The sequence below is a fragment of the Flavobacterium sp. genome, assembly GCF_044341265.1.
Lineage (GTDB): Bacteria > Bacteroidota > Bacteroidia > Flavobacteriales > Flavobacteriaceae > Flavobacterium.
The window spans coordinates 1-25,997 of sequence record NZ_JBIISA010000038.1 but is presented as its reverse complement, the minus strand read 5'-3'; the positions used below and the strand labels follow the sequence as shown (position 1 = coordinate 25,997).

The 25,997-nt window shown below is 33.7% G+C and carries 20 protein-coding genes and 1 pseudogene; all 21 read right to left on the bottom strand.

The window, feature by feature from the left end:
• Positions 1–193, bottom strand: a 193-nt coding sequence (locus ACIQ06_RS14465) for a hypothetical protein (protein WP_396147537.1), incomplete at its 3' end; no start/stop codon positions are given.
• Between the two features lie 37 nt (positions 194–230).
• Positions 231–848: an imm11 family protein gene (locus tag ACIQ06_RS14460; RefSeq protein WP_396147535.1), complete on the bottom strand. Its 618-nt coding sequence runs from the start codon at positions 846–848 to the stop codon at positions 231–233.
• Between the two features lie 168 nt (positions 849–1,016).
• The gene (locus tag ACIQ06_RS14455) at positions 1,017–1,496 is read right to left on the bottom strand and encodes a hypothetical protein (RefSeq protein ID WP_396147532.1); all 480 of its coding nucleotides are present in this window, start codon (positions 1,494–1,496) and stop codon (positions 1,017–1,019) included.
• Positions 1,497–1,756: 260 nt separating this feature from the next.
• Positions 1,757–2,152 (bottom strand): hypothetical protein, encoded by a 396-nt coding sequence (locus ACIQ06_RS14450; protein WP_396147530.1) that lies wholly within the window; start codon positions 2,150–2,152, stop codon positions 1,757–1,759.
• Between the two features lie 701 nt (positions 2,153–2,853).
• The gene (locus ACIQ06_RS14445; protein WP_396147528.1) at positions 2,854–3,321 is read right to left on the bottom strand and encodes a hypothetical protein; all 468 of its coding nucleotides are present in this window, start codon (positions 3,319–3,321) and stop codon (positions 2,854–2,856) included.
• Between the two features lie 52 nt (positions 3,322–3,373).
• Positions 3,374–3,571, bottom strand: a complete 198-nt coding sequence (locus ACIQ06_RS14440) for a hypothetical protein (protein WP_396147526.1) — start codon at positions 3,569–3,571, stop codon at positions 3,374–3,376.
• A gap of 186 nt (positions 3,572–3,757) precedes the next feature.
• Entirely contained in the window at positions 3,758–4,084 is a 327-nt protein-coding gene (locus ACIQ06_RS14435; protein WP_396147525.1) for a DUF805 domain-containing protein, read from the bottom strand.
• A gap of 274 nt (positions 4,085–4,358) precedes the next feature.
• Entirely contained in the window at positions 4,359–5,324 is a 966-nt protein-coding gene (locus ACIQ06_RS14430) for a hypothetical protein (RefSeq protein WP_396147523.1), read from the bottom strand.
• 453 nt (positions 5,325–5,777) lie between these two features.
• Positions 5,778–6,191, bottom strand: a complete 414-nt coding sequence (locus ACIQ06_RS14425) for a hypothetical protein (protein WP_396147522.1) — start codon at positions 6,189–6,191, stop codon at positions 5,778–5,780.
• A gap of 407 nt (positions 6,192–6,598) precedes the next feature.
• Positions 6,599–7,930 (bottom strand): T9SS type A sorting domain-containing protein, encoded by a 1,332-nt coding sequence (locus tag ACIQ06_RS14420; RefSeq protein ID WP_396147520.1) that lies wholly within the window; start codon positions 7,928–7,930, stop codon positions 6,599–6,601.
• A 47-nt stretch (positions 7,931–7,977) separates the two neighbouring features.
• Positions 7,978–8,793, bottom strand: coding sequence for a helix-turn-helix domain-containing protein (locus ACIQ06_RS14415; RefSeq protein WP_396147518.1), 816 nt, complete (start codon positions 8,791–8,793; stop codon positions 7,978–7,980).
• Between the two features lie 99 nt (positions 8,794–8,892).
• The gene (locus ACIQ06_RS14410) at positions 8,893–9,174 is read right to left on the bottom strand and encodes a hypothetical protein (RefSeq protein ID WP_396147516.1); all 282 of its coding nucleotides are present in this window, start codon (positions 9,172–9,174) and stop codon (positions 8,893–8,895) included.
• Positions 9,175–9,216: 42 nt separating this feature from the next.
• Positions 9,217–9,678: a hypothetical protein gene (locus tag ACIQ06_RS14405; protein ID WP_396147514.1), complete on the bottom strand. Its 462-nt coding sequence runs from the start codon at positions 9,676–9,678 to the stop codon at positions 9,217–9,219.
• Positions 9,679–9,803: 125 nt separating this feature from the next.
• On the bottom strand, positions 9,804–11,687 hold the full coding sequence (locus ACIQ06_RS14400) for a histidine kinase dimerization/phosphoacceptor domain -containing protein (RefSeq protein ID WP_396147512.1): 1,884 nt from the start codon (positions 11,685–11,687) through the stop codon (positions 9,804–9,806).
• A 119-nt stretch (positions 11,688–11,806) separates the two neighbouring features.
• Positions 11,807–13,153: a TlpA family protein disulfide reductase gene (locus ACIQ06_RS14395; RefSeq protein ID WP_396147510.1), complete on the bottom strand. Its 1,347-nt coding sequence runs from the start codon at positions 13,151–13,153 to the stop codon at positions 11,807–11,809.
• A 144-nt stretch (positions 13,154–13,297) separates the two neighbouring features.
• Positions 13,298–13,813: a TlpA family protein disulfide reductase gene (locus ACIQ06_RS14390; RefSeq protein WP_396147508.1), complete on the bottom strand. Its 516-nt coding sequence runs from the start codon at positions 13,811–13,813 to the stop codon at positions 13,298–13,300.
• A gap of 1 nt (position 13,814) precedes the next feature.
• Entirely contained in the window at positions 13,815–17,807 is a 3,993-nt protein-coding gene (locus ACIQ06_RS14385; RefSeq protein ID WP_396147506.1) for a fibrinogen-like YCDxxxxGGGW domain-containing protein, read from the bottom strand.
• Positions 17,808–18,735: 928 nt separating this feature from the next.
• Positions 18,736–20,097 (bottom strand): peroxiredoxin family protein, encoded by a 1,362-nt coding sequence (locus ACIQ06_RS14380; protein WP_396147504.1) that lies wholly within the window; start codon positions 20,095–20,097, stop codon positions 18,736–18,738.
• Between the two features lie 83 nt (positions 20,098–20,180).
• Positions 20,181–21,683, bottom strand: a complete 1,503-nt coding sequence (locus ACIQ06_RS14375) for a fibronectin type III domain-containing protein (protein WP_396147502.1) — start codon at positions 21,681–21,683, stop codon at positions 20,181–20,183.
• A gap of 642 nt (positions 21,684–22,325) precedes the next feature.
• Positions 22,326–23,411 (bottom strand): hypothetical protein, encoded by a 1,086-nt coding sequence (locus tag ACIQ06_RS14370; RefSeq protein WP_396147500.1) that lies wholly within the window; start codon positions 23,409–23,411, stop codon positions 22,326–22,328.
• Positions 23,412–23,562: 151 nt separating this feature from the next.
• Positions 23,563–25,997, bottom strand: a pseudogene (locus ACIQ06_RS14365) (hypothetical protein); the annotation flags it as partial.

Sequence of the window (25,997 nt, the reverse complement as noted above, 5' to 3'; positions counted from 1 at the left end):
AGTCACTACGTTGAATTACATCAAAGATTGCATCAAATTCAATTCTTTCTGGTAAATTGTATTCTCTTAATAAGGCCAATTGGATATTTTCATATCCAGGAAATTTTACCAACCAGGCATCACTATCTAAATCAACAAAGTGTGAACTATCCCAATTTAGAATATAATTTTTATTACAAATATCCTGTTTCATTTTATCAATTGTCTTGATATATAGATTTAAAAACTCTTTAGATTGTCAAATCATAATTTTCTATTTCTTCAAAAACTACTCCTTTAATTCCTGCTTGTTCTAATGCCATACGGGCTTTACCGGATACAAAAAGTACGTATGGATAAACTGATAAACGAAAAATTGGAGGAAAGCCATCTTGAGGTTGTTTTAAAACTAGTTTATCTATAGAATCAACAAGATCTGTTATAGTTGGATCAGGCTCATAAACAGAATTTTCCCAATCAAAAATATCAAGATGTTCTAGTAGTTGAACTGCTATGAACCGATGGTCTTCTTTTTCAGATCTTTGTCCTCCTAAGCCTATAACTTCACAATCAACCATAACAATAGGAATAGCTTTATATCGAAAATTTCCTACGCTAAGTAAGGTATTTAACATTTTTTGTGACATGATATTCCAATCAACATTATTAATAGGATAATCACTACTTTGAATTGCATCAAAGATTGCATCAAATTCAATTCTTTCTGGTAAATTGTATTCTCTTAATAAGGACAACTGAATATTCTCATATCCAGGAAATTTTACCAACCAGGCATCGTTATCTACATCAATAAGATGGTCTAAATCCCATGAGAGAATATAATTTTTATTACAAATATCTTGTTTCATTTTATTAATTTAGTTAGTCATATTTTGTTTTTATAGTTATTTTTCATTTTTGAACTTTTGGCATTATTCCTATAGTAATTTCACCCTCATGATAAAACTCAATACTTAAATTAAGCCTAATCCGCAAATTGCTTGTAGCGTGTGTTGGTGGCGGTGGTTTGTTTTTCGTCATCTCATCCATCCTTCTATTTTATAATTCTTTGAATATAGTTTTCGTTCTTTCGCACCATTGTCAGGCTTAAACCACACTTCAAATCTTCCAGCATAAGAGTCGCCCCAATCGCCTTCATAAATTGTAAAATCAGAATTTGTCCCAAATTTAATTATGCTGTCTGTAGGGTTGTAAATACTAATTGAACTACTTTTAGGCAATCTGTCAGCGGAAAGCGCTAGATTTTGAGTAATTTCAAATGCTTTTAAGTATATACTTCCGCTTTCAATTTTGCCAATCCAAAAGTCATATTTATAAAGTCCAGGCTGAAATGAATTATATAATTGAAATTCTGTTTGTTTTACAACTCTATTTGTTAAACTATCGGGTTTGTTTTCGTCAATACCAATATCGGCAGGATCTTCAATTTGGATATTTTTTGGTATTTTAAGGTTGTGTGCCCAAGTGTCTGGCGTTTCTTGCTCTATCCAAAACATAGCAACTGTATAAATTATTATTGCAAATATTGTTAAACTAAACAATACAAAAGTTATAAAGCTCTTAAGCCACTTTTTTTGAGTTAACTGATAAATCGAAGAAACTAATAAAACTAAAAGGCCAAGTCCAAATAATCCAAAACAAATGCACCCAAAAAATTGGTTTTTTAATATTTTAGAGAAAACTAAAAGACTAATGGAAATAATCCAAAAAAGTATTGGTTTCCACCAGTTATTAAAAAAATTATAAAGATATTTTGTCATAATTTTATATTTTCCCTGTAAATTTTCATATAATAACGAGATAAGTAGCATTGCTCACTTAATTCATCTCCATTTTCATTTATTTCAACGCATTCAAAATTACTATTTATATCTTGCTCTCGATACAATTGCAAAAGTTGATGTAGCAGTGCTTTAACTTGGTCAAGTGTTTGGGATATATTACCCTCCAGCAAAAAGCTTGGTTCTTCTCCTTCATCAATTACTGCATTATAACAATACAAGTAAATTTTCTCATTATCATATACTATTTCTTCGCCACTGAGTCTTATTTTAATGTCTAAATTATCTGTTAATAGCCACTTTTTTAAGATAGAAGCAACTATTTTATAATCACCAGAATAAATACTTCCGTAAAATGCTATTTTATTCATTTGTGTTAATTATGATATATTTTTTATTAATCATCTAACTATATTGTATGGCCAATATTTTCTTTCACAAATTCACATTCGCTATCAAACTCTTCACAGTTTTTACATCGCAAAATTATTTTTATACTGCTTTCTAATTCTACTATGATCTGACTATTTTTTGATTTTGGTTCACAATAGATTTTAGTAATTATTTTATCTTTAATATTAAATTCTTTGGAATAATCTTTATCCTCGAAATTTTCTAATACAATATCTAATCCATCAAAATTTTCTTCATCAGTATTTTCCCAAAATCCAATTCCGGCGTCAAGGAAATATTGAAACTATTTATCTTCAACTGTCTTAATGTAGACAATCAAACAATTTTTAGTTATTGGATTTTCGCAAACAATTAATTCAACTAGTTTTAAGCCGTTAAATTTTGAAAAAGCAAAACTATTATCTTGAAAGTAGCGTACTATTGTTTTTCCTGTCATTTTAAAAGAGCGACATTAAGAATTAAATAAGGGTATTACCAGATAGCCAATTAGAAAGGAGACACAGACAATAACAACTACAGCAACTATCACTATGGTAAACCGGTTATCAGATAGGTATTTGTTGATATCTGACAATTTTTGCAACACTGCGGCTTGGTTGAAACTTTTACTAAAAATTTTCGATAACATATTGTATTTTTTATAGTTATTTGTTTTACTCTATTTCACTTTATTGTATGCCCAATATCCCAAATAGATAGCTACAACAGTAGTTATTATTACAACAATTTTAATGGTAGTCCAGCCAATTGTTTTTACCAATTCTACATTTAAAATTGCCGCATCTTGTTTGCCAAAAGTGCTAGAAACCAAAGTTGTACCTGCTATAAATCCCATACTCCCAAAGAATGCACCTCCAGCACCCGCCAAAACGGCCAAGATAATAGAATAGGCAAGATTACTATAAACATCAGGTTTAACTTCCGTATATGACCAAGTGAAAAATAGTAAAGCTGCTGGCATAATCAAAACAAGAGAAAAATAGCTCAAACGAGCGATTTTAAAAATTGAATTAAGGGTATTACCCGATAGGATAGCAATCCAACCTGCAATTGATCCAATTATTACCCCAACAAATAGTAGTGCTGCACCTTGGTTGAAACTTGTTCCTAAAATTTTTGATAACATAATGTATTTTTTTATAGTTATTTTGTTTTACTCTATCTAACTTATTGTATGCCTAATATCTCAAATAGCAAGCTACAGCAGTAGTTATTATTACAACAATTTTGATGGTAGTCCAGCCAATTGTTTTTACCAATTCTACATTTAAAATTGCCGTATCTTGTTTGCCAAAAGTGCTAGAAACTAAAGTTGTACCTGCTATAAATCCCATACTCCCAAAGAATGCACCTCCAGCACCCGCCAAAACAGCCAAGATAATAGAATAGGCAAGATTACTGTAAACATCAGGTTTAACGATTTGCAGCTACAAGATTTCGGCAATTTTCACCAGTAAACTTCATACGAAACACCAATGTTTGATTAACCACAAAGTGTCAGCGGAGCACTGAACCGTCAATTTCTTGTAGGTGCTGTTATGGACTGATTTTCTTGTTGTCAGTTATATAATTGCTTTAGGGTCAGTTCCATATTCATTATCACCTTCTATACCGTCTGTGCAAGCTAAAATTAAATTGTAAATTGGAATTAATAAAAACCAACCGCTTTTCCCAACATCGTGCATTCTTCTAACACCAACTGCAATCGATGGAATTAAAACTGCTAATGTGTAAATGCTGGCTAATTGTGGAACTTGCATAAGTCTACAAACAAAGCCAAATACAACAGAAATAATTACGTTGAATAGGACGAAATACCAAAACTCACTTCTTCTTGCTCGTCCACTAAATGTTGCGTAATTCTGTAAAACTTTTAAATAATAATTCATATTTTTCTATTTTATTTTTTGTCCTACTCGTTTGGCTTTTCGGTCTCGCCCCGTTTTTATTAAGTGGTCGCTGGTCTCCACATTTTTTGCTTTTGAAGTCTGTTACGAACTGTCGAGAATAATTGCTTTCTGTGGTTCTCTTGTCTGTCTGCTCACGTCCTGTTGTTTTTTTAACTTGCCCATAACTTCCATATATGACCAAGTAAAAAAATAGTAAAGCTGCTGGCATAATCAAAACAAGAGAAAAATAGCTCAAACGAGCGATTTTAAGATTTTAGTCATTGATGTTTTCTAATAGAATTTTACCATGGTCAGGACCGTAGCCTGCTTTTTGGATGATTCCTGTGAAGTCATTACCTACGAATTCTTCTGTAAATTGTACTTCATTATAATAACATTCATCTTTGTTGTCTTTATGAATAATAAATGCAAATATAGTACGGCGTAATACGGCTCCACTTATCTCATGACGTATATACCCCCAATCGTCTGAGGTAAAAACAACTTTCTGTACGTTTACACCTTCATCCACCATTATTTTTTCTAGCTTAGCAGCAAGAGCAGGGTCGTCACGTTTAGATGCTGGTAATTTAAACTCTTTTAGATTAGCTTGTTTGTGCGTTTCGTACATTTCAAATATTTTCTCATGCCCTTCGGTGAGATCATAATAAAATATCCCCTCTGATACGGTTTTACCACCATAAGCGGTTATTTCTACTTTTAATTTATGCACTTTGTTTACATTGACCTCGTAAAGACTTGTGGATGCACTTTTAAGTTGTATAGTAAGAATTTCTAAAAAATTGCTTGTAAGTTCTTTAAAGGCAGAATTTTCTTCACTTACAAAAATATCTAGGTCAAGGAAATTATCATCTCCAAAACTTGTTCCATCCTCATTTTGTTTAAATGCCCCTGCATAACTTTGAGAAGCAACAAATCCTCTACCATCTTCTTCATCACGCACCCTAACCGTGTAACCTCTTTCAAAGCCTAGGTTTATTTTACTGTTAGATAGATAAACCATAGCAAAAACTTCGTCGCCAGCTTTGAAAGTATTGGTAATGGCACTCTTATCTTCTTCGCCATAAGTGATGAATTCTTTAGAAAATAAAATTTGACCTACTTCATCACCATAACCGTTTATTTGGATAGGTGGAGGGACTTCGCCTACATACTCTGTGTAAGCTTTTGGATTTTTCTCTTCAAGGTTATTGATTGTTTCTTTGCTGTTAGTGTTCATAATTGTATTTTTTTAATTAATAATTATAGACGAGAAACTATAAAAAAGGATGTATGTAGTTTTAAGTTTCTGTCCTAAATGCTTATTTATCTATTTTTATAAGTTGTTAATATTTAGAATTTTAGAAGATTATGCTCTTTTTAAGTGCCATTCGATCCATTCTTAATTTTTTGTTTTATGTTAAGAAAAAGAAAAGACGAATAACAATTAATTAAATGACATCCAAGTTTCAAAGAATCACTATTCTTATGACGTCGATTAGCTTTTACCTTTGCTTAAAAAACGCCTTGATAACAAATCAATGGCAATGTACCAACAGGTCTTAGTGGTTCCAAAAAATCCTTGCAGGATACATTGCGATTCCTTCTAATAATTGGTAAAAAAAAATGCATAACTACTATTACTTATGGATATAGTGATTTTAGATATTTCATTGAAAAACATGATATTGACTTATTGCTCATACCTTTTTTCAACAATCTCACCAGTTGAACCTGATATCACATAGTGAGGTCCTCCTCCATGAAGTTCCTTATTTTTGTGCTCATAATTTATAAGCCAATTATTTTCTTTTACCTCAGCTCTAACCTCATAGATTGTAAGATCTTTATAGACAAGTTTTGCATCTTTCCAAGCTATGTCTATTGCCTCTTCTTGACTAATCATTAAAGACTCCTCTTTACAGGAACATGATAAAACATCAGCTTTTGCTTCAGGAGTAATTCTCCATGTAGCATTTTGATAATTATTTAACTCTTTAATACCCTCTATTTTTGAATTAGCTTTCATTGTTTTACTTTTTTTTTGCGCTTTTAGAGAACTTAGAGTAACAACAGATAGGATCATAAATAAAATTGTTTTTTTCATAAATTAAATTATTAGGGTTAAAAATATTAATTTACTACAAGTTAATAGTGCTTATAAATAACAGTATATGTTAGTTTTAGATATTTTTTTATTGCAGAATGAAACTTATCTATTCTCTAATGCTTTCATCTTATAAAAAAACAGGTTAAAGAATTGCTAAATTCTAATTAACCTGTATAATGCTTTAGGCAAAAGTTTTATGCTATTTTATTATGAGAATTACTAATTTTGTTTATTTCTTAAAGGCTATTGAGTGATTTTGGATTACTAAATTCAACCCCAATGCAACAAACATGTTGCTGAAGATAAAAAGTTGTCTCGCTATATCTTTTTTTAGATCGCTTTTATAATTTGTTATAAATATGCTTTTTATGTGGTAAAACTATTTGCTTTATAAATGATAACAATTAATTAGTAATGATTATTTTTTCGGTGTAGTTTTTTCCTTTTTCGTCAGTAAATTGAATGATATAATTTCCTGTTGTTACATTAGGTAATTTGTATTGAAAAGGAGATTCGCTAGTGCCTACAAAATAGGAATTGAAAAGCAATGAAGTTAATTTTCCATCAACTGAAATGAGTTCGGCTTTAATTACTTTATTTGGAATTTTTTCTAATGATATAGATACATAACTGCCCGATTGAGCTGGATTTGGATAAATTAAAAGTTCTTTTCTGGAAACTGGCGTGTAATCAATATTCAAATTGCTGGTGGTATATTTAGATACATTTAACCCAGCAGCATAACAGGTTTTTGTTCCGTCTGGATTTGAAATAATACTAAATTTATTAGCATATTCACCCAAATATACACTACTCCAAGTTGCACCTCCATCTTGTGTTTGATAAGCTTCTGTTTCGCAACCTACCCAGCCAACATTATCATTGATAAAACCTATTCCAAATTCTCTAACTCCTGTATTAGACAATGGCAGTTCTGTCCATGTTTGTCCGCCATCGGTAGTTTTAACTATAAATCTGTTTGATGTACTACTATTATAGCTTTGAATAGTAGCATAGCCAACATTTGTTGAAGGAAACCAAGCTTTCCAAATCATTTCATAATTTCGGTTAGATGTATAAACAGTTGTCCATGTTGCACCACCGTCTGTAGTCTTTAAAATTCTAGCTTTTGATGAAGCGACATTTGTACTGGTTCCGGTGAAAATATAGCCGACATCGGGTGTTTGAAAATGAAGATCTAAGACCATTTTACATGTATTTGGCAAAGTTGTTCCTACCCAATTACTTCCTCCGTCTGTACTTTTCATCATCACGGCAGGCCCACCAACTCTTCCTGCTGCATAAATTACATTAGCATTTACTGCTTGAATAGCACATATTCCTGTGGGAACTGTTCCAGTAATATTTGCCGTGACTGGAGACCAACTGTTACCCCCATCAATTGTTTTATATAGTGGATTTGTATCTGTTACGCCCGGAAAATAATTTGTCCCCACATTGCCAGCAAATCCTGTTTGATCGTCAATAAAAGCAATAGCTCTAAAATAAGTTCCTGAACTATTTTTTTGTTGAATCCAATTGTCACCACCATCTATTGTTTTATAGATTTTTCCAGAACCATTAACTACCCAACCTATATCTTTGTTAAAAAAATGAATCCCATCTTGCTTTCCTCCATTATAAGGAGCATTAGGTAGCAAAGCCCATTGGGAATAGAGTTTTGAAAATGAAAATAATGACACTAAAGAAACTAAAAGGATTATTGATTTTTTCATACGGTTAAATATTTGATTAATTTAACAAATGTATTATATTGAAAAATTCATATATTGTAAAAATCGGACACTTTTTCAAAAGAATTTGTTTCTAAGAATTGTAGCGGTGTAAATGTGCTAAATGTTTTAAATTGTTTAATAAAATGCGATTGGTCATAATAGCCCGCATCTAAAGCATTACTTAACAAATCGGCTTTTGTCCTTGAGGAAAGTTGTAGTACATTTCTAAATCTAATTAGATTAATGTAATTGACAGGATTAACGCCAACTAATTTATTGAATAACCGATTAATTGTTCGTTCTGAAACCGAGAAAAATGTTGCTAATTGAGCAACTCGGCACTCTCCTTTTGAATCGTGTATTTTAGTGATGAGTTCCAAAAATAATGGTGGATGACAAACAATTAATTTGGATACTAAAAAAAGTTCAAGTACTTTTAGTTTCTCTTTATCATTAGTAGTTTCGAAAAGAGATTCTACAATGTCATTAATTTCTTGATTAGAAAAAATATCATTTAGCGAAGTTGCGTCTTCTTGATAAATGCTACTCATTGGGATTTTTGTAAACAAACTTAATCCGTTTGGGATTGTAAAACGAACTGAAATATTTAAAAAATCTCCTGAGGTTTTTATCTCACTAGGCTTTATGAGGGTGTTTCTGGCACCAAATGCAGGCATTTTTTGAAAATCAGTTTTGTTTTTTACTAATAAATCTCCCGATAGCGTAAATCCAAATCCACAGATATTGTTGGGTAAAAAAATAATTGATTCATTAAAACTAGCAGACCTTCGCCAAAAGACTATTGACGAAATTTTATCCTTTAAGAGTGGGTTTGTTGCTTTATAACTAGCTATTGACTCCATTATAAACTAATTCTAGATTGTAATTATTGCAAACAAAACTGAACAAAACTAAAATTTTCTCTTTGTAATTTATGATTTTATTTTTGTATGAAACTTAATTTATTCAAGTTGTGGATATAAAGTTCTTAATTTTAAAAAAAACAATTCAAATTCTTTAGCTTGTTCTAATTTTTTTTTGGAAACTAAAAAATCTATTGAACCTGGTTTTGTGAAGATGATTCTAATAAAATATTTTTTTCCAAATAAGATTTTTTTTTCTTTTATTTCTATGTACGCAATTTCGAGAAAACCAAATTCTTTGTTGCATTGATTTAAGATTACTGATTTTAAAGATATTCTGCCAAAATCATTTTGAAAAGAATTTTGTTCTGTTTCTTTCAATGTTTCAATTATTTAAGTTTTTTAACGTTATTTGTATCTTAATTATGCACTTTGTTGTACAAGTTTTGTTTCTTTAATTCTTTTATTTATTTTGGACATTAAAGTTTTTGCTTTGTCTTTGTCTTCTTTTTTAACTTTGATTACTATTTCGTCATCATTTAATAAAAGAATTAACTTATACTTGATTTCTTTTATGAAAAAAAATGCAATTGCAAGAAGTACACTACATGTAATTAGTACTATTTTAATGCTACTTGATAACTGATTTTGGAAATAAAAAAAATACAGTAAAAACGTAAATAATAGAAACCCTATAAGGAGGTTCCATCGAAAATTTCTCTTTTTAAGCATTACAACCTTTTTAATATTTCTAATGCTTATTGTTCTATTTCTATTGTCAAAATTGATTATTAACTTTTCTTTAAACAATACGGCAAACAAACTGAAACAAACAAAATCGTCAACTGAAGATTTATCTGCATCCTGTGTTTTTTTTAATTCCATTTGTAAATAATTGCGAATAAATATTATTACAAAGGTAAAATAGTTGGTATTAGAATATGTGCTTCATATTGTTATGAGGTGCTTATTTTAGATTTTATTTAAAGTTTAATCATTAAATTATAGCACTAGTTGTTTATTTCATGAAATGTAATAGTAAACTTAGTTGTGTTTAGATTTTCAAATGTAAAATTGCCTTTGAGTTGTGTTGCTAATAAGTTTATTAATTCTAAACCAAATGACTTTGTTTTTGTATTATCCATATTGAAACCAATACCATTATCTTCTACTATTAATTTAAACTGATTAATTTGTTCTTTAACAATGGTAATAGTAATAATCCCTTTTCTGTTGTCTGGGAATGCGTGCTTTAATGCGTTAGTAACTAACTCATTGACTATTAACCCTAATGGCATTGCTGTTGAAAGATTTAAAACAATCCTATTAGTATTTATATTAACTTTAACTTTATTTTTGTCTTTGTCAAATGTTTGGACTATTGAATTGACTAAATCTTCTGTGTATAGCTGAAAATTTATTTTTTCTAATACCTCTTCGCTTAGATATATTGTTTGGTGTATTATAGCCATTGAACTAATTCTGGTTTCCACATTTTTTAAAAAATCACTAACATTTTTGTAATTATTTCTTTTTTCTTGAATGTTAAGTATGCTAATAATTAATTGAAGATTGTTTTTTACCCTATGGTGAATTTCTTTTAGAAGAATTTCTTTAAGCACTAATGATTTAGTAATGTTATCTTTTTGGATGTTTAACAATTTGTTTAATTTTCTACTTTTTCTTAATGACCAAATAAAGACACTTAATGTAATTAATAACATAAAGACAACAACAATTACTAGCTGTATAAAAAAGTTTTGTTGAGCAATTTTATTTTTTGATTTTTCAATTTCTGTTTTTGATTTTTCAACTTGGTATTTTACAGAAAACTCAGCTAAAGCATCTTTACTTTTAGCTTCACTTGTACTATCTAAAACTTTGATTTCGGTATTTAAATAGTAGTATGCTCTCTTATAATCACCAGTATTAAAGTAAATCTCACCTCTTTCTCTATTTAGATTTCTGTTTTTAGTTAATCTATCTTTAACTACTTCAAAATGATCAAACAAATCAAGATACTCTTTTGCCTTGGGATAATTTTTAATTTTTAGATTGGACTTTATTAATAATTCATAAGCCATTAATTCTAAATCTTCATCCGCATTTTTTTTTGCGAAGGCCAACATAAAATTAGCATCTTTTATTGTTTTTTGATGTAAATTAAATTTTAAATCAACTAGACATTGAGTTTTTAAAAAAACTTTATAATTTAGTAATGAATCTGGTACTTTTTTAATTACTGAATCAGCTTTTTGCAAATAAATTTCAGCAATTTTTAAATCACTAACAGATCTTGACAAACAACAAAATATACTTGGATAAACAACTAATAGAGGATCTCCTTTTTTAATTTTAGAGGCATAAAATAGTGCTTCTTTAAAATATTTATTTGCATTTTTATCTTCTTTTTTTATTAAAAATATTTGCCCAATTGCTAAATATGTAGTAATTATAATTTTCTTGTTATTGTCAAGTTTGGCATATTTTATTGCTTCTTGATAAAAATTTATACTTGTATCAAATTGTCTTTGTTGCGTTTTACGTTGTCCATAATCATTATATATCATAGTCAACATTTTAAAAAAGTTGTTTTTTTTTGCAATTTGAATAGCTTCATCAAATTGTGTGTCATATTTTTTATTTAAAAGAGCATTTGCATTTCCCCATTGATACAAGACATAAGCCTGTAAACTATCTTTTTTATTTTCTTTAGTGATTTTATATAGTTTATTCATTATCGTTAGATATTCCTTAACAGAATTTGAATCTCCTTTATCCCAACACTGGTCTGCTTTATTCCAATAGGAATTATATTGATTATCAAATTTTGTTTGTGAAAAAACAGCACTTTGTATTATGAGAAACAGCACTAAAAATAAAATATTCTTCATATAAATAACTTTTAATTTTTTATCTAAAATACAGTTTTTATTACTTTTTAAACGATAATTTTGGCATTAATTTTATAGGTAAAAAAATACACCTCTAATAAAACTTAAAGTGTATTTACTTAATGTTTTATTTTTTCAAACAACCACTTGGCTGTATCAATAGCATTTAATGGCTTAGAAACTATCTTATTTTGTTGATCAAGTACATAAACCGTAGGCGTTGCAAAAATAAAATAGTTTTTGACATTTGGGCTTTCCCATCCTTTAAAATCACAACTGTTTATAAATGGCACATTTTTTACAAATTCATGATATTTGTCTTTATCCGTATCTATCGAAATAAAAATTATTTCTGCATCGTATTTAGTTTTAAACGTTTCGGCATATTCTTTAAACTGTGGTATTTCTTTTTTACATTCTTCACACCAGCTGGCTCCAAAAACTATTATCTTGTATTTTGAATTTAGGTCTGTTAAAGATTTATACTTTGAATGGTTACTAAAGACTAAATTAGGTGCTGTTTTGCCAATAGCCATTTTTTTATATTGTTCGAGTAAAGGCAATCTTTGGTTATCTATAACACATTTGTTGTCGTTTAACAATGATAAGGCTAACTTTTCTGCTGCTTCTGTCAGACCATACTGTTCGAAGTGTTTAATCAAAAACTCTGTATATTCATTAAGACATAGCGAATTAGAATTAGCACTTTTTTTTATGATTTCTGAAAAAGCATTGAGTTTATTGATAATTTCTTCTTTATTTTGAAGGTTGAGAATTTGTTTGAGGTATTCCTCAAATAAATCTTTAGCTAGTCCTGAGTTAAATAAATTTAGATTGCTAAAATCAATTGCTAAAAAAGTACTTGAAGTTTCCAATTGCTCCTCTTTGGTTTTTTTTTCTTGTTTTAGCTTTTGTAATAGTGTTCTATATTTTAAATACTCTTTAACATAACTGTTATTAGGTAATTGCTTTTGATATTCCTGAAACCTTGTATTCTCAAAAATTATTTCTTTTTCAAGGTTGGTTGCCCATCCCGTTTTTGTGCTATCCATTTTATATAGAGGCAAAAGATAGTTTATACCCGCCAATCTTTTTATAACTTCTAAATTGATAGCATACGCTTTTTGAAACCATTCGTTATCTTTTGTATTTTTAAATTGTACCCTATCAAAATCTTTGAAATCAGACCAATTTATATTGAAGTTTTCATTATTTAACAAAACAATTAAGTTTGTTATTTCTTTAACTTGAATAGTGGCTGCTCCAATATATTTTTTGGGATAGCTTAAAATAAAATTACCTGAAGCGTCTGTTTTGGTTTGAGAGAATAAGGTATCTTTTGTACCCCAAAAACCCATAAGTCGAATTTCTTTTTCTTTGGCATTAGCAAAAGTCCCTTCAATCTTGTTGCTTGTTTGAGCAAAAGTGCTTTGGACTATGCATAAAAAGTAAACTATTTTTTTCATATTTTAAATATTGTTATTTGCGAATTGGAGGTGTTTTTTATAAGGATAATACACTGGCATTGATTGTTTTATTAATATCAAAAATATGTAGTCTTCTATTATTTTTAATTTTACCTATAACAATGCTATACTATTATATGTCGCTTATCTTGTCAACAATTCAGATATATCCTCAACAAGGTCTGTCAATCTTTTGGGTTTCTTATAAAGTTTCCAGTCATTATCTAATAAAAATAAAGTTGGTGTGGTATATACATTATAAGCTTCTGGAAACTTACCCAAAAATGACTTTCCATCACAAAAATTAGTAAAAACATCATAGCCGTTTGTTTTGATATAGGATTTCCACTCTTGTAAATCCTCATCAAGGGCAATGGCAATAACTCTAAAACCATTCGTCCCGTATTTTTGTTGCAATTTAAAAAGCTCAGGCATAAGTTTCTCACAAAAAGGGCAGTCTGTTTTGTAAAATACCACCACTACAGCTTTATGTGACAAACTATCTATAGGATAAAGAGCTGTGCCAATCATCAGTTTATTCAAGGCCTCTTTTCTTTGTTGTTGTAAGTTTGTGATGCACGATTCTTGAGCATTACTAACGTTAAAAAAAAAGAGGCTTTGTAATAAAACACATAAAAAAATTCTTAACCTTTTTATCATCCTATCTAATAAATACTAAACACTTGTAAAATCCCGGTCCAGCTCCAGCATAAACTCCGGGACAAGCGTCTCCTGACCATGATGTTACACCACTACCAAAATTACTAACATTTGAATTTGTATAAATACCGACACCCACAGAAGAATCCCAGTTGTAAAAGCCATCACCAGCATTGCTTTGATTGTCAGCAGTAATCCCTAATCTTACTCCTGTATTATTTGAATTTAAATTTGTGACTTTAGCTGTACTTCCTGTTTGTAATTGCCATTGACCACCTTCATAAAAAGCTGGCGGTGTTGTATGACACTGAACAGAAGAAGCTATGATGGTTTGTCTAGTTGCGTAGTAAAAAACAGACTCCTGAGTAGGTAAATTAATATTAATATCACTAATAGTTAAAAAATCGAGTCTTATTGATGATCCTTTTAACCCCGTATACGAATCGTAAAGTGAGTTAGTTGTTCCTGATAAATTAAAATCAGTCTTATTTAACACCGCTCCGCTTGTAGACCAATTTTGACTACCATAAATAAAATCATTATTGTTTGCCATAGATTTTAGTACCAACGTCCATCCACCTCCTGATGTAGTCATGTCACAATACATTTGTGTCGGAGTGTAAGTGTTAGATTCATCTAGGTCTAACCAATAAACCCCATCAGTAGAACTTGGAAAATTTGTTTTAATTTGATTACAACTTTTACCTGGATTAGCTGGATTGCTTCCGTTTCCAAAAACAAACCTTTCAAAACTGCAAGATGGTGTGGTATTTAATGCAAAAGTAAAAGGTCCTGCAGAAACTGGTGTACCGGTTGCTGTAAGGATAATTTCTTGGTAACCCCAGCTAGTAAAAGTACCTGTAGCGGCAAAGGTTACACCGTTAGCCGTTGCAGCGATACTATACGTTCCAAGAGTATCTGGGTAAACAGCAAGGGTTTGTGTAATATTTGAAACAGGAACTCCAGCAGTCATGGTGCCGGACGTATATAACGGACCTGATAAACAAAAGAGGGAAGCAATTATAGAAGTACCATTTGATGAAGCATGATTTGTTGGTCTAGTAAAAGTGCAGTTTGGTGTAGTGTTTAGTGTAAAAGTATTATTACCCACAACTGTTGGTGTTCCAGTAGCCACAAGTACTATGTTTTGAGCTCCAGTACCCGTAAAAGTTCCCGATGCTGCAAAGGTTACTCCGTTAGCCGTTGTAGTGATACTATACGTTCCAGCAGTGTTTACAGTAGCTGTAATTGTTTGTGTAACTCCTGATACTGAATTACCTTTTGTTAATATACCTGCTGAACTAGTGGAACAAGCATATGCGGATACATTAGCAGAACCGTTTGAGGAGCTATCAATTACGGCTCTACCAAAGGTGCAGTTTGGTGTAGTATTCAATACAAAACTAATATTACCTCCAGTTATTGGTGTTCCAGTAGCAGTAAGTACAATGTTTTGATTACCTGTACTAGTAAAAGTTCCAGAAGCTGCAAAATTTACACCATTAGCAGTTGCCGAGATACTATATGTACCAACGTTAGTTACTGTAGCCGTAATAGTTTGTGTTACTCCTGATACAGCATTACCTGATACTAATGAACCAGTAGAACCAGTAGAACAACTGTAGCCAGCAACTACAGCAGTACCATTTGATGAACCATCGTTTGTTGGTCTAGTAAAACTGCAGTTTGGTGTAGTATTTAGTGTAAAAGTATTATTACCCACAGCAATTGGTGTTCCAGTAGCCACAAGTACTATGTTTTGAGCTCCGGTACTAGTAAAAGTTCCTGATGCTGCAAAGGTTACTCCGTTAGCTGTTGTAGCGACACTATACGATCCAACAGAAACAACAGTAGCTGTAATGGTTTGTGTAACTCCTAATACGGTTGTGTTTTTAGATAACTTTCCTGTAGAACCAGTAGAGCAAAAATAGTCAGACACAAGTGCTGTACCGTTAGAGGTATTGACTATTGTTACCATTGCTTGAACTTCTAGCGCAGTTGCTGGTACTGAGAACAAGTTTGGATTGGCATCAATATAGGCTTGGTAAGCCGCTTGGTTGCTTGCAACAACTCCTGTTATGGCTGGTAAAATTGTATTAATTTGAGCAATTGTCACTACTGAGTGCACTAAATCAGGGCTATCACCCTCATTTCCAATTTGTATCAATACTGCTTGTGAAGCATTTACTACTGCCAGCATTGCAATTACTTGAGCTACTGTAGCAGGAGCATCAAATAAATTTGGATTGGCATCAATATAGGCTTGATAATCTGATTGATTACTTGCAATAACATTGCTAGGGTTCACACCAATAATGGACGTTAATTGTGTAATTGTTACTACAGAAAGCGTTACGTTGGGACTGTCACCCTCAGCACCAATTTGTGCTAAAACTGTTTGTGATTCATTTACAGCATTTACCATTGCTTGCACCTCCGTCACAGTTGCTGGTGCTGCAAACAAGTTTGGATTGGCATCAATATAGGCTTGGTAGGCCGATTGATAGCCTGCAACAACTCCTGTTACGGTTAATTGGCTCAATTGAGTAGTAGTTACTACCGATGGAACTTGGTTAGGACTATCGGCTTCATTACCAATTTGAATAAGAATGTTATTTGCAGAATTGTTTATCAAATCAAGCATTGCATTTACTTGAGCTATTGTAGCAGGAGCATCGAATAAATTGGGATTAGCATCAATATAGGCTTGATAATCTGATTGATTACTTGCAATAACATTGTTAGAATTTACCCCAATAATTGAAGTTAATTGTGCAATTGTTACTACGGAAGGCATTACGTTGGGACTGTCACCCTCAGCACCAATTTGTGCTAAAACTGTTTGTGATAGATTTACCGCAATAAGCATCCCATTTACTTGCGCTACTGTTGCAGGAGTATCAAATAAATTTGGATTAGCATCAATATAGGCTTGATAAGCAACTTGATTTGCCTCAATAATATTGCTAGTATTCACACCAATAATGGCAGCTAATTGTGTAGTGGTTACTACAGATGTTACTGAATTAGGATTATCGCCCTCATTACCAATTTGAATCAGCACGTTTTGTGAATTATTGAATGTAGTAATCATGGCTTGAACTTCTACTACTGTTGCTGGTTCAGAAAACAAATCTGGATTGGTATCAATAAAAGTTTGATAAGCACTTTGATATCCAGCCACTACACCTGTAACAGGTAACTGATTTAATTGGGTTACGGTAACCCCAGACGAAACTGAGTTTGGACTGTCGCCTTCATATCCAATTTGTGCTAAGATACTTAAAATATTTGTGTTAACAGTAGTGACCATAGCCTGAACCTCTGCAATAGTTGCTGGAGCAGAGAACAAGCTTGGATTGGCATCAATATAAGATTGATATGCAATTTGGTTGTTACTATTAACACCAGTAACCCCTAAGCTAGAAAGTTGGGAAGTAGTAACTACCGAAGACACTACATTAGGCCTGTCTCCCTCGTTGCCAATTTGAGTTAACACAGTGGCAACAAAAGTATTTACAGCGGTAATCATTGTTTGAACTTCTGCTATTGTTGCAGGCGAAGATAAACTATTAGGATTAGCATCAATATAGGATTGGTAAGCACCTTGGTTTGCTGTTACTATTGCAGTAACACCTAAAAGACTTAATTGTGTTACAGTTACCTCTGAAGGTACCAAGTTTGGACTGTCTCCCTCGTTACCAATTTGTACAAGAATGGCATTGATAAGAGAATTTGATCCTATACAGTCGGTCCAAGCACCATTTTGGTACCCTTTGACACAACTGGAAGATATGTCATAAATCAACATACCGTTTACAGGTGCCGCTATAGAAGCTGTATTAGGAACTCTGGTTATAAGCAGGGCTTTGGTGGTACTCTCTAATTCTAACAATGAACTAGCACCCACAGTGGTCGGATTGTCTCCAATCTTTACTTGGGCGGACAGTAACACCCCAAACATTAGAGCGAAAATGAGTAACAGTTTTTTCATAATTTAAAATTTAGTTAATAAAAGGTTTTTGTTCTTATTTATTGTATTTTCTCTTTGTGTTTTACGCCAATCTTTTTACTAAACAAAGACACAAAGATTGCTGCATTTATTTTCTTGTTTTGTTTTATTTGTATGTACTGATTATTAGCAAATTAAATGCTTAACTTAATGACATTGAGTGCGATCGAGACGCTCGCGCCCATAATTAGAATCCTCGCACTAGCCTAGTGTTTGCTAATGTTCGGACTATAGGGTCTTTCGTTATTTTGCTAATCTTACAGTTCTTTGGCTTAAGTATTTTTAAATTCAGCATAAGCCATTGCTTTAGTCTCTTTTGCTACTTTTTCTTCAACTTCTCTAAAAAATTTAACTGTGTGAAATCTTTCTCTTTTTGTTTCTTTGTATTCCTTTGTTATTATTTCTTTGGCGAACGAATATCCAATTGAATATGTCCATTTTTTATGTTTATAGCATTGTAACCTCTTATTCTAAAAACATTTACAATTTACTTAAACTTCCAACTAATCAAATAGTGTCTTCTTTGTTAAATGTTGCATAAGCTATGTGACTGCAATCGTCTATACTTGTTTGTCCAACTACTTTTTCGATGACATATTCTTCGTCAAGTTGATTAATTTCCTTGGTTATTTCTACAAATTCTGTTTGATTTTTATCAAGATTTAGAAAATGTTCTTTGACTTTACGAGTTCAAATTCATATAAGTCTGAATAAACACCAATAATTTTGTTATTTTTTACCATCTCAAAAAGCACGGCTAATTTTAGAATCCTTAATTATTAGGAATTACGAATATATTGAAAGGGCAAAAACCTATTTTTTGCCTCGAAACTATATGCCGTTGCTCAGGTTGTCAAATTATCTTAACAAGCCCAAAGCTTCGGAACTGCAACTTTCAAACTTTCCACTTTTAACTCTTCTCCATCCATTCTATTAACTCCTTTACTGTGGCTGGCTTTTGAATAATAATGCCCTTACTGTCTAACAAAAACAGCGTAGGCGTGCCAATAACCGCATAGTTTTTAAAGTTTATACCATTCATCCCCGCTACCTCTTGGTATTTGGCAGACCATGGAAAGCTTTTAGCAGTGGCGTTATAAGTCTCTTGATCGGTATCGCCTGCTATGCTGATGATTTTAAAGCCATGGGCTATCAAGACTTTATAATTAGCTTTTAATCCCTCCAAAGCTGTTTCGCAATACCCACATCCCGCTTGGTAAAACAACACGATACTGTATTTGGAATCTAACGATGCTGATGGCACTATGGTGTTTGGCTTTTGTTCACTTCCCGTACCAATAGTTTCGGTAATCCTTAAATCAGGAGCTTTCATCCCTACCATGGCTTTTAAATATACTTCCATACTGCCCACATAATTCGAGATTTTTCCGGAACTTAAAACCGTGTGTGCAATAGCTTCTACATAATCGTCTTTGCCGTATTGGGTAAGGTAGTAGGTTACTTTGTCTACAAAATCCGTATAGTGAACTGGATTACTCATTCGATCGCTTATTTGCTTGAAATCTTGTGCAAATTGAGTTTTGTCATTCATTACATTGATTTGCAAAAGCACCCAACTTTGTATAATCCCCTGCCAATGCCCCGAAACATAAAAATCCTCCACATTCATTTTTTGTGTAATAAATTCATTAACCAAAAGGGCTTTCTGGTTATAATCATCGGTAAGGTGGTGCGGAATTCCTTTAGTTAAATTGACAATAGGCAAAAAACGGGCATTGAAATTGGTATTTTGTTTTAAATCCTCTTGAAACGCATCAAATTCTTTTACTTGCAAGGCTGCCTCTTGGGCAAACACTTTATTAAGTTTGTTCTTTTTATCATAAAGTTGTGCCGCTCTACTCATGGTTTCAAATTTATCAATAATAGCTTGTTGCATTGTATTGAGTCTATTCAGCTCATTAACAGCATCAAAACCTTTGAAGATAATGTTATCATTATCAGGTTTATCGCTCAAGCAACTTACCTCAAAATCATAACCCTGTATCGCCATATCTAAACCACCACCATCTGCCGTGTTCGTTATTAACCAACGGCACATACCAGTATAAGGTGCATATTGTTTGGGAATGGTTAAGGTAAATTTGCCATTGGCAGGAATTGCATCTTGCATTACTGTTTCTTGCTTGCTGCCCTGAAAAATAATAAAATCGTAGGTCTTGCCTGCAAAAGCTGGAAACTCCATATAAATGGATTGAGAAAAGCTATTTATGGCAATAAACAAAGTAAGTGGTACTAGTATTTTTCTTATCATCTTAAGAGATATTTGTCTTCTTTAGCTATTATTTCTTTGATAGTCACGCGCTTTTTGTGGATTTTAAAAAAAATGAATAGAATTTATTCTGCGATGCAACGGAGCGAATAGCCGCTTGTACGACCGTAGAAGTTGGCAGGGTTTACGTTGCTGCCACTAAAGTCCAGAGCGAACGCACTAGCGCCACTCTCTGTACTACTCCAGTAGTCGCCGAAGCTGCCACGGAAGAAGAGCGCGCCATTGGCACCGAAGCGGTAGCCAGTTGCAGGCAAAGTGAGTAGCTTGGTACTAACATTTGGGCCGTAATGCAGGGCAGAGCCGTAATTGGTAGCGCTGTTTGTAAATGTTCCCGTTCTACTTGCGGTATTATTGCTGTTTACTCCTGTCCACTCTGCAGAAGTAGGTACTCGGTAGCCCGTTGGGCACGGGTCATTGATAGTTTTTGTGGCGCCCCATGAGCCGTTCGCAGCTGCAGTGGTACTCCAGCCAGCTATTGCAGCATCATTGGGACTACTCGATGAAGGCGCAGCTGCAAAGTCTGCGGTGTTTCCTGCCGTTTGCCAGTCTAATCGAGAGTCGCCGGTGGTATTTGGTCCTCTGCGCCCCCACTGTATGTAAGCGCCTTGTAAACCTACAACTGGTATATGTGGGTTAAGCGAGGTATCGGCACCTAGGTTGTGGTTCAAGAACTGTTTGGTAACCCCAGGAGCAACTAACACGCCACTTGTTGCTCCAAAAGGAATTACAGCCGCTGCAGCTGTTGATGCAACTGAATTACCCACTGCATTGGTTGCAACGACAGTAAAAGTATATGCGATTCCATTGGTTAATCCTGTAACTACTATAGGAGAACTTGCTCCTGTAGCAGTTATACCTCCTGGGAAAGAGGTTACCGTATAGCCTGTAATAGCGCTACTTCCGATAAAAACTGGTGCCGTAAAGGCAACACTTGCTTGCGCATTTCCTACGGTAGCAACTGGGCTGGTTGGAGCGCCTGGAACTTGTAAGGTTGTTCTTGAGAAGCTACAATTTGGCGTAGTATTTAAAGTAAATGAATTATTACCCATTGCTGTTGGTGTTCCCGTAGCAGTAAGGACAATATTTTGACTTCCAGTTCCTGCAAAAGTACCACTACCCGCAAAAGTCACTCCGTTGGCGTTAGTTGTACTGATGTTATAAGTACCAACAGTATTTACAGTAGCCGTAATGGTTTGGGTCACGCCGGATACAGGTGTGCCCGCTATTAATGTTCCAGCCACAGCGGTAGCACAAGCATACCCAAGAACTATAGCAGTACCGCCAGAAGTAACCACTTGTGCAGGAGCAGGAACAAAACCACAGTCAGACCAAAAACCCCCTTGATAGCCTTTAAAACAATTTGAGGAAAGATCATAAATAATCATACCGTTTACCGGTGCTGTTATAGAAGCCGTATTGGGAACCCTACTTATAAGTAGGGATTTGGTGGCACTTTCTAGTTCTAAAACTGAGCTTGTACCGATTGTAGTTGGATTGTTTCCAAACTTTACTTGGGCGGATAGCAACACCCCAAACAATAGAGCGAATATGAGTAACAGTTTTTTCATGATTTAAAATTTAGTTAATAAAAGGTTTTTGTTCTTATTTATTGTATTTTCTCTTTGTTTTTTACCTTTGCTGTGTGTTTATAACCGCAAATGCGCTAAGAACGCTGAGCATTTTTCTTTATTTTTTTTTATATTTTATTCAATGTTTTTCTCTTTATACTTTTAACTTAGGGTGTTTTTTTAACACAAAGGCATAAAAGATTTTACAAAAGCTTCAATATTTGCATTTGGATTCTATTTTATTGTTTTTATCTGATACATATTCCTTTCATTTTTCAAAACTTTTACTAACTATATTATTATTTAATAGCATTATAGTTATCGTTATTTTAAAAATAGAATGTGTGCTATGATTTTGCTCTAATTTATTTAACAAATTCTCTGCATTTGGAAAACCTTTACTTACGGCACTATTTTTTACTATTTAATAATATTTTTTTGTGGGTTTATATCCTTTATAGCGTGCCATAAAATAAGTACTTTGCTCATACGCAACCCAAAAAAAACCTTCTTTATACATATAAAAGATGTTGCATTGTTGGATGTTGCAATTTATAAGAGATACTCGCCATAAAAAAAAGAGCGCTACGCGGTATTAAAAAGTGGTGGCTCCAAGAGTCACCACAAAAAGAAACAAGGGTTCTAGTCTTTGATACAACGTACCGAAAAGCCGGTTGCACGGTTGATATCGTCCTGGTTAGAGCTACCTGATTCGAAGTATTTGAAATGGACGGCAACACCACTCACTGAACTACTCCAGTAGTAGCCGATACTGCCCACGTCGTTGAGAGCAGCAGTAGTGTTAACGCGGAAGCCTGGCACAGTGAATTTGAATGGGCTAGAAAAAGCAATATCACTATTAACAATACCGTAAGCATTTATTTCGGCAGTAATTTCTGCAATAGTTGGCACACGGAAACCAAATGGGCAGGGGTTGTTAACCGCAGCTAGACCAGTCCATAGATTATTGTCTTGGTTCACTCTCCAATCATTAGGAAAGACACTTGTAGTAATAAAGAGGGCATTTGCTGGTACATCAGCTTTGATGGTGGTTGTCCCGTTTACAGGTGTTCCAGCTGTGGCACTAGTCCAAGAAATTTTTTCGTGACCATCGGCTTTTCTACCCCATTGGTAGAGATCACCATAAGCCAAATGATCTGTACTGCTAGTTGCTACTCGTGTAGCGCCTAAGTTACGATCCATCCATATCCTACCTGTTGTTGAGGTTATAGTTGGTACGACAGAATTATTTACTGTAGTAATCATTGCTTGTACCTCAGCTACAGTTGCTGGTGCAGAGAACAAGTTTGGATTGGCATCAATATAGGCTTGGTAAGCTGCTTGGTTGCCTACAACAACTCCTGTTATTGGTAATTGGTTTAACTGAGTAGTAGATACTAAAGATGGTACTAAATTAGGACTATCGCCTTCGTTACCAATTTGCACAAGAATGGCATTGATAAGAGAATTTGATCCTATACAGTCTGTCCAAGCACCATTTTGGTATCCTTTGACACAGCCTGAAGATAGGTCGTAAATAAGCATACCGTTTACAGGAGCTGTTATAGAAGCCGTATTGGGAACCCTACTTATAAGTAGGGCTTTGGTGGCGCTTTCTAGTTCTAAAACTGAGCTTGTACCGATTGTAGTTGGATTGTCTCCAATCTTTACTTGGGCGGATAGCAACACCCCAAACAATAGAGCGAAAATGAGCAACAATTTTTTCATGATTTAAAATTTAGTTATTAAATTTTTGTCTTCTTTAATAATTTTGTTTTTTTGCTTCTTAACATTTAGTTTTTTTACCGCAAAGACGCAAAGATCGCTACTTTTATAAAAACCGCCCAGCTGTTATAGCTGAGCGGTTATAATAAAAATTCTAATCTCTCACACAGCGAACAAATTGACCTGCAGCGCGACCATAATAATTATTATTAGAAATATTATTATTATCTGTGCGGAAACTAATAGTATTAGATTGATTAGAATATGTATCACTCGTCCAATAGTTTCCTCTAAAAGGAGAATTAAAAATATAAAGTCCATCATACCATCTTATCCCACCAATCGAAATCTTCAAAGGTGAATCAAAGGCGAGACTATTATTTATCGTTGAGAAATATGAAACAAAATCATTTATAGTTGGCACTCTATATCCTTGTGGACATGGATTGTTAATCCCCAATATACCTTGCCACAAGTTATTGTTTTGTGTGCTACGCCAATCTTGACTACCATCATTTTTTGCTATAAACAATACGTTACCAGGTGTATCTGTTATTGATTGGGTTGTTGTAACTCCATTTATAGGAGTTGGGCCACCATTGGTCCAATTAATCAATTCATGACCGTCAGTATACCTACCCCATTGAATAAAGCTACCATAAGCCCTCCAATCATTAAATGTAATGGCCTGTTGTTCGGGGTTAAAAGAAGGTTTATTAAAATTACTATAATCAGCTCCCAGGTTGTTATTAAGCCAGGTTTTTCCAGCACCCCATATGGGTAAATATAACATACGATAGTTGACATTGGTAATGTTACGATCAGGAATTGCAGGTATGGCTCTTAAATTAAAAACTGCAGTTCCACCAGTACTGTTGCTAGCATAGGTAAAACTTCCCAATAAAAAGCCTAAATAATCGTTTCCAACACCCGTTTGCATGTCTAATTTTTTAACATTCAATGTACCACCTACCGCTTTTAGAGTTGCAATTATATTGCCTGATGTAGAAAAATTACTTGAAAATGCATCATAAGAAAAAATTACATTTCTAGAAATACCATCTTCAGTATAAGCTGCAGGAATAGTAATGGTTTGACTATAAGCAGGTAAGGTAAAAGTTCCATTACTTGAATAGGTATATGGAATATTAACAGTTACTCCTGTTGTTGTTAATGATCCTTGTATATTAAGTATTTTAGTCTCATTTATACCATCGGCCGCAACAAGTGTAGTTAAACTGGCTGCTGCCGTTGGAGTGGCATACGGAAAGTAGTCCTGATCATATACCGAAGCAATAAAGTAATTTTGTACTGACGTTAAAGTTACAAAATTAGGCAATGGTGCCACTAAAAATGTTGTTCTACTAAAGCTACAGTTTGGTGTAGAGCTCAATGTAAAGAAATTACTACCTACTTCTATTGGAGTTCCTGTAGCATTTAATACAATATTTTGAGTACCCACACTTGAAAAAGTTCCCGAAGCCGCAAAGGTTACCCCGTTAGCAGTTGCAGAGAAACTATATGTACCAACATTACTCACGGTAACTGATATTGTTTGTGTAACACCAGATACTTGAGTGCCCGCAACCATAATACCGGTAGAAGTAGTACAAGCCATATCAATAACTGAAGCAGAACCTCCAGATGACACATTAATTGTAGTTCTAACGAAACTACAGTTTGGTGTAGTGTTTAGTGTAAACGTATTAGATCCTATAGCTGTTGGTGTTCCGCTAGCGACAAGCACAATGTCTTGTAAACCATTACTAGCAAAGGTTCCCGAAGCGGTAAAGGTTACACCGTTGGCAAATGAAGAAATATTATATGACCCAACTGTGGTTACATTAGCTGTGATTGTCTGGGTAACTCCTGAAACAGCGATACCTTTGTTCAATGAACCAGATGAACCCGTAGAGCAAGAAATAGAATTAATTACAGCTGTACCATTAGAGCTATTAACAGCGTTTACCATCGCTTGCACCTCTGCCGCAGTTGCTGGTGCTGAGAACAAGTTTGGATTGGCATCAATATAAGCTTGGTAAGCCGATTGGTTGCCTGCAATAACTCCTGTTATGGCTGGAGCAATCGAGTTGATTTGAGGCACAGTTACTGCTGAAGTCACCACATTTGGATTGTCGCCTTCGTTCCCAATTTGGGCAAGAACGCTTTGAGAAGCATTTACAGCGTTTACCATTGCTTGCACCTCTGCCACAGTTGCTGGTGCTGAGAACAAGTTTGGATTGGCATCAATATAGGCTTGGTAAGCTGCTTGGTTGCCTGCAACAGCTCCTGTTATGGCTGGAAAAATCGAGTTGATTTGAGGTACTGTTACTGCTGAACTCACCACATTTGGATTGTCGCCTTCGTTCCCTATTTGGGCAAGAACGCCTTGAGAAGCATTTACAGCATTTACCATTGCTTGCACCTCAGCCGCAGTTGCAGGTGCTGAGAACAAGTTTGGATTGGCATCAATATAGGCTTGGTAAGCTGCTTGATTGCCTGCAACAACTCCTGTTATCGCTGGAGAAATCGAGTTGATTTGTGGTACAGTTAGTACAGAAGTCACAATATTTGGACTGTCGCCTTCGT

What these genes read in the sequence shown, in the direction of transcription:
- ACIQ06_RS14380 (WP_396147504.1), bottom strand. Translation starts at nt 20,097, where the DNA reads ATGATAAGAAAAATACTAGTACCACTTACTTTGTTTATTGCCATAAAT.
- ACIQ06_RS14385 (WP_396147506.1), bottom strand. Translation starts at nt 17,807, where the DNA reads ATGAAAAAACTGTTACTCATTTTCGCTCTAATGTTTGGGGTGTTACTG.
- ACIQ06_RS14435 (WP_396147525.1), bottom strand. Translation starts at nt 4,084, where the DNA reads ATGAATTATTATTTAAAAGTTTTACAGAATTACGCAACATTTAGTGGA.
- ACIQ06_RS14430 (WP_396147523.1), bottom strand. Translation starts at nt 5,324, where the DNA reads ATGAACACTAACAGCAAAGAAACAATCAATAACCTTGAAGAGAAAAAT.
- ACIQ06_RS14415 (WP_396147518.1), bottom strand. Translation starts at nt 8,793, where the DNA reads ATGGAGTCAATAGCTAGTTATAAAGCAACAAACCCACTCTTAAAGGAT.
- ACIQ06_RS14405 (WP_396147514.1), bottom strand. Translation starts at nt 9,678, where the DNA reads ATGGAATTAAAAAAAACACAGGATGCAGATAAATCTTCAGTTGACGAT.
- ACIQ06_RS14370 (WP_396147500.1), bottom strand. Translation starts at nt 23,411, where the DNA reads ATGAAAAAATTGTTGCTCATTTTCGCTCTATTGTTTGGGGTGTTGCTA.
- ACIQ06_RS14460 (WP_396147535.1), bottom strand. Translation starts at nt 848, where the DNA reads ATGAAACAAGATATTTGTAATAAAAATTATATTCTCTCATGGGATTTA.
- ACIQ06_RS14390 (WP_396147508.1), bottom strand. Translation starts at nt 13,813, where the DNA reads ATGATAAAAAGGTTAAGAATTTTTTTATGTGTTTTATTACAAAGCCTC.
- ACIQ06_RS14425 (WP_396147522.1), bottom strand. Translation starts at nt 6,191, where the DNA reads ATGAAAAAAACAATTTTATTTATGATCCTATCTGTTGTTACTCTAAGT.
- ACIQ06_RS14455 (WP_396147532.1), bottom strand. Translation starts at nt 1,496, where the DNA reads ATGTTTTGGATAGAGCAAGAAACGCCAGACACTTGGGCACACAACCTT.
- ACIQ06_RS14445 (WP_396147528.1), bottom strand. Translation starts at nt 3,321, where the DNA reads ATGTTATCAAAAATTTTAGGAACAAGTTTCAACCAAGGTGCAGCACTA.
- ACIQ06_RS14375 (WP_396147502.1), bottom strand. Translation starts at nt 21,683, where the DNA reads ATGAAAAAACTGTTACTCATATTCGCTCTATTGTTTGGGGTGTTGCTA.
- ACIQ06_RS14420 (WP_396147520.1), bottom strand. Translation starts at nt 7,930, where the DNA reads ATGAAAAAATCAATAATCCTTTTAGTTTCTTTAGTGTCATTATTTTCA.
- ACIQ06_RS14450 (WP_396147530.1), bottom strand. Translation starts at nt 2,152, where the DNA reads ATGAATAAAATAGCATTTTACGGAAGTATTTATTCTGGTGATTATAAA.
- ACIQ06_RS14400 (WP_396147512.1), bottom strand. Translation starts at nt 11,687, where the DNA reads ATGAAGAATATTTTATTTTTAGTGCTGTTTCTCATAATACAAAGTGCT.
- ACIQ06_RS14395 (WP_396147510.1), bottom strand. Translation starts at nt 13,153, where the DNA reads ATGAAAAAAATAGTTTACTTTTTATGCATAGTCCAAAGCACTTTTGCT.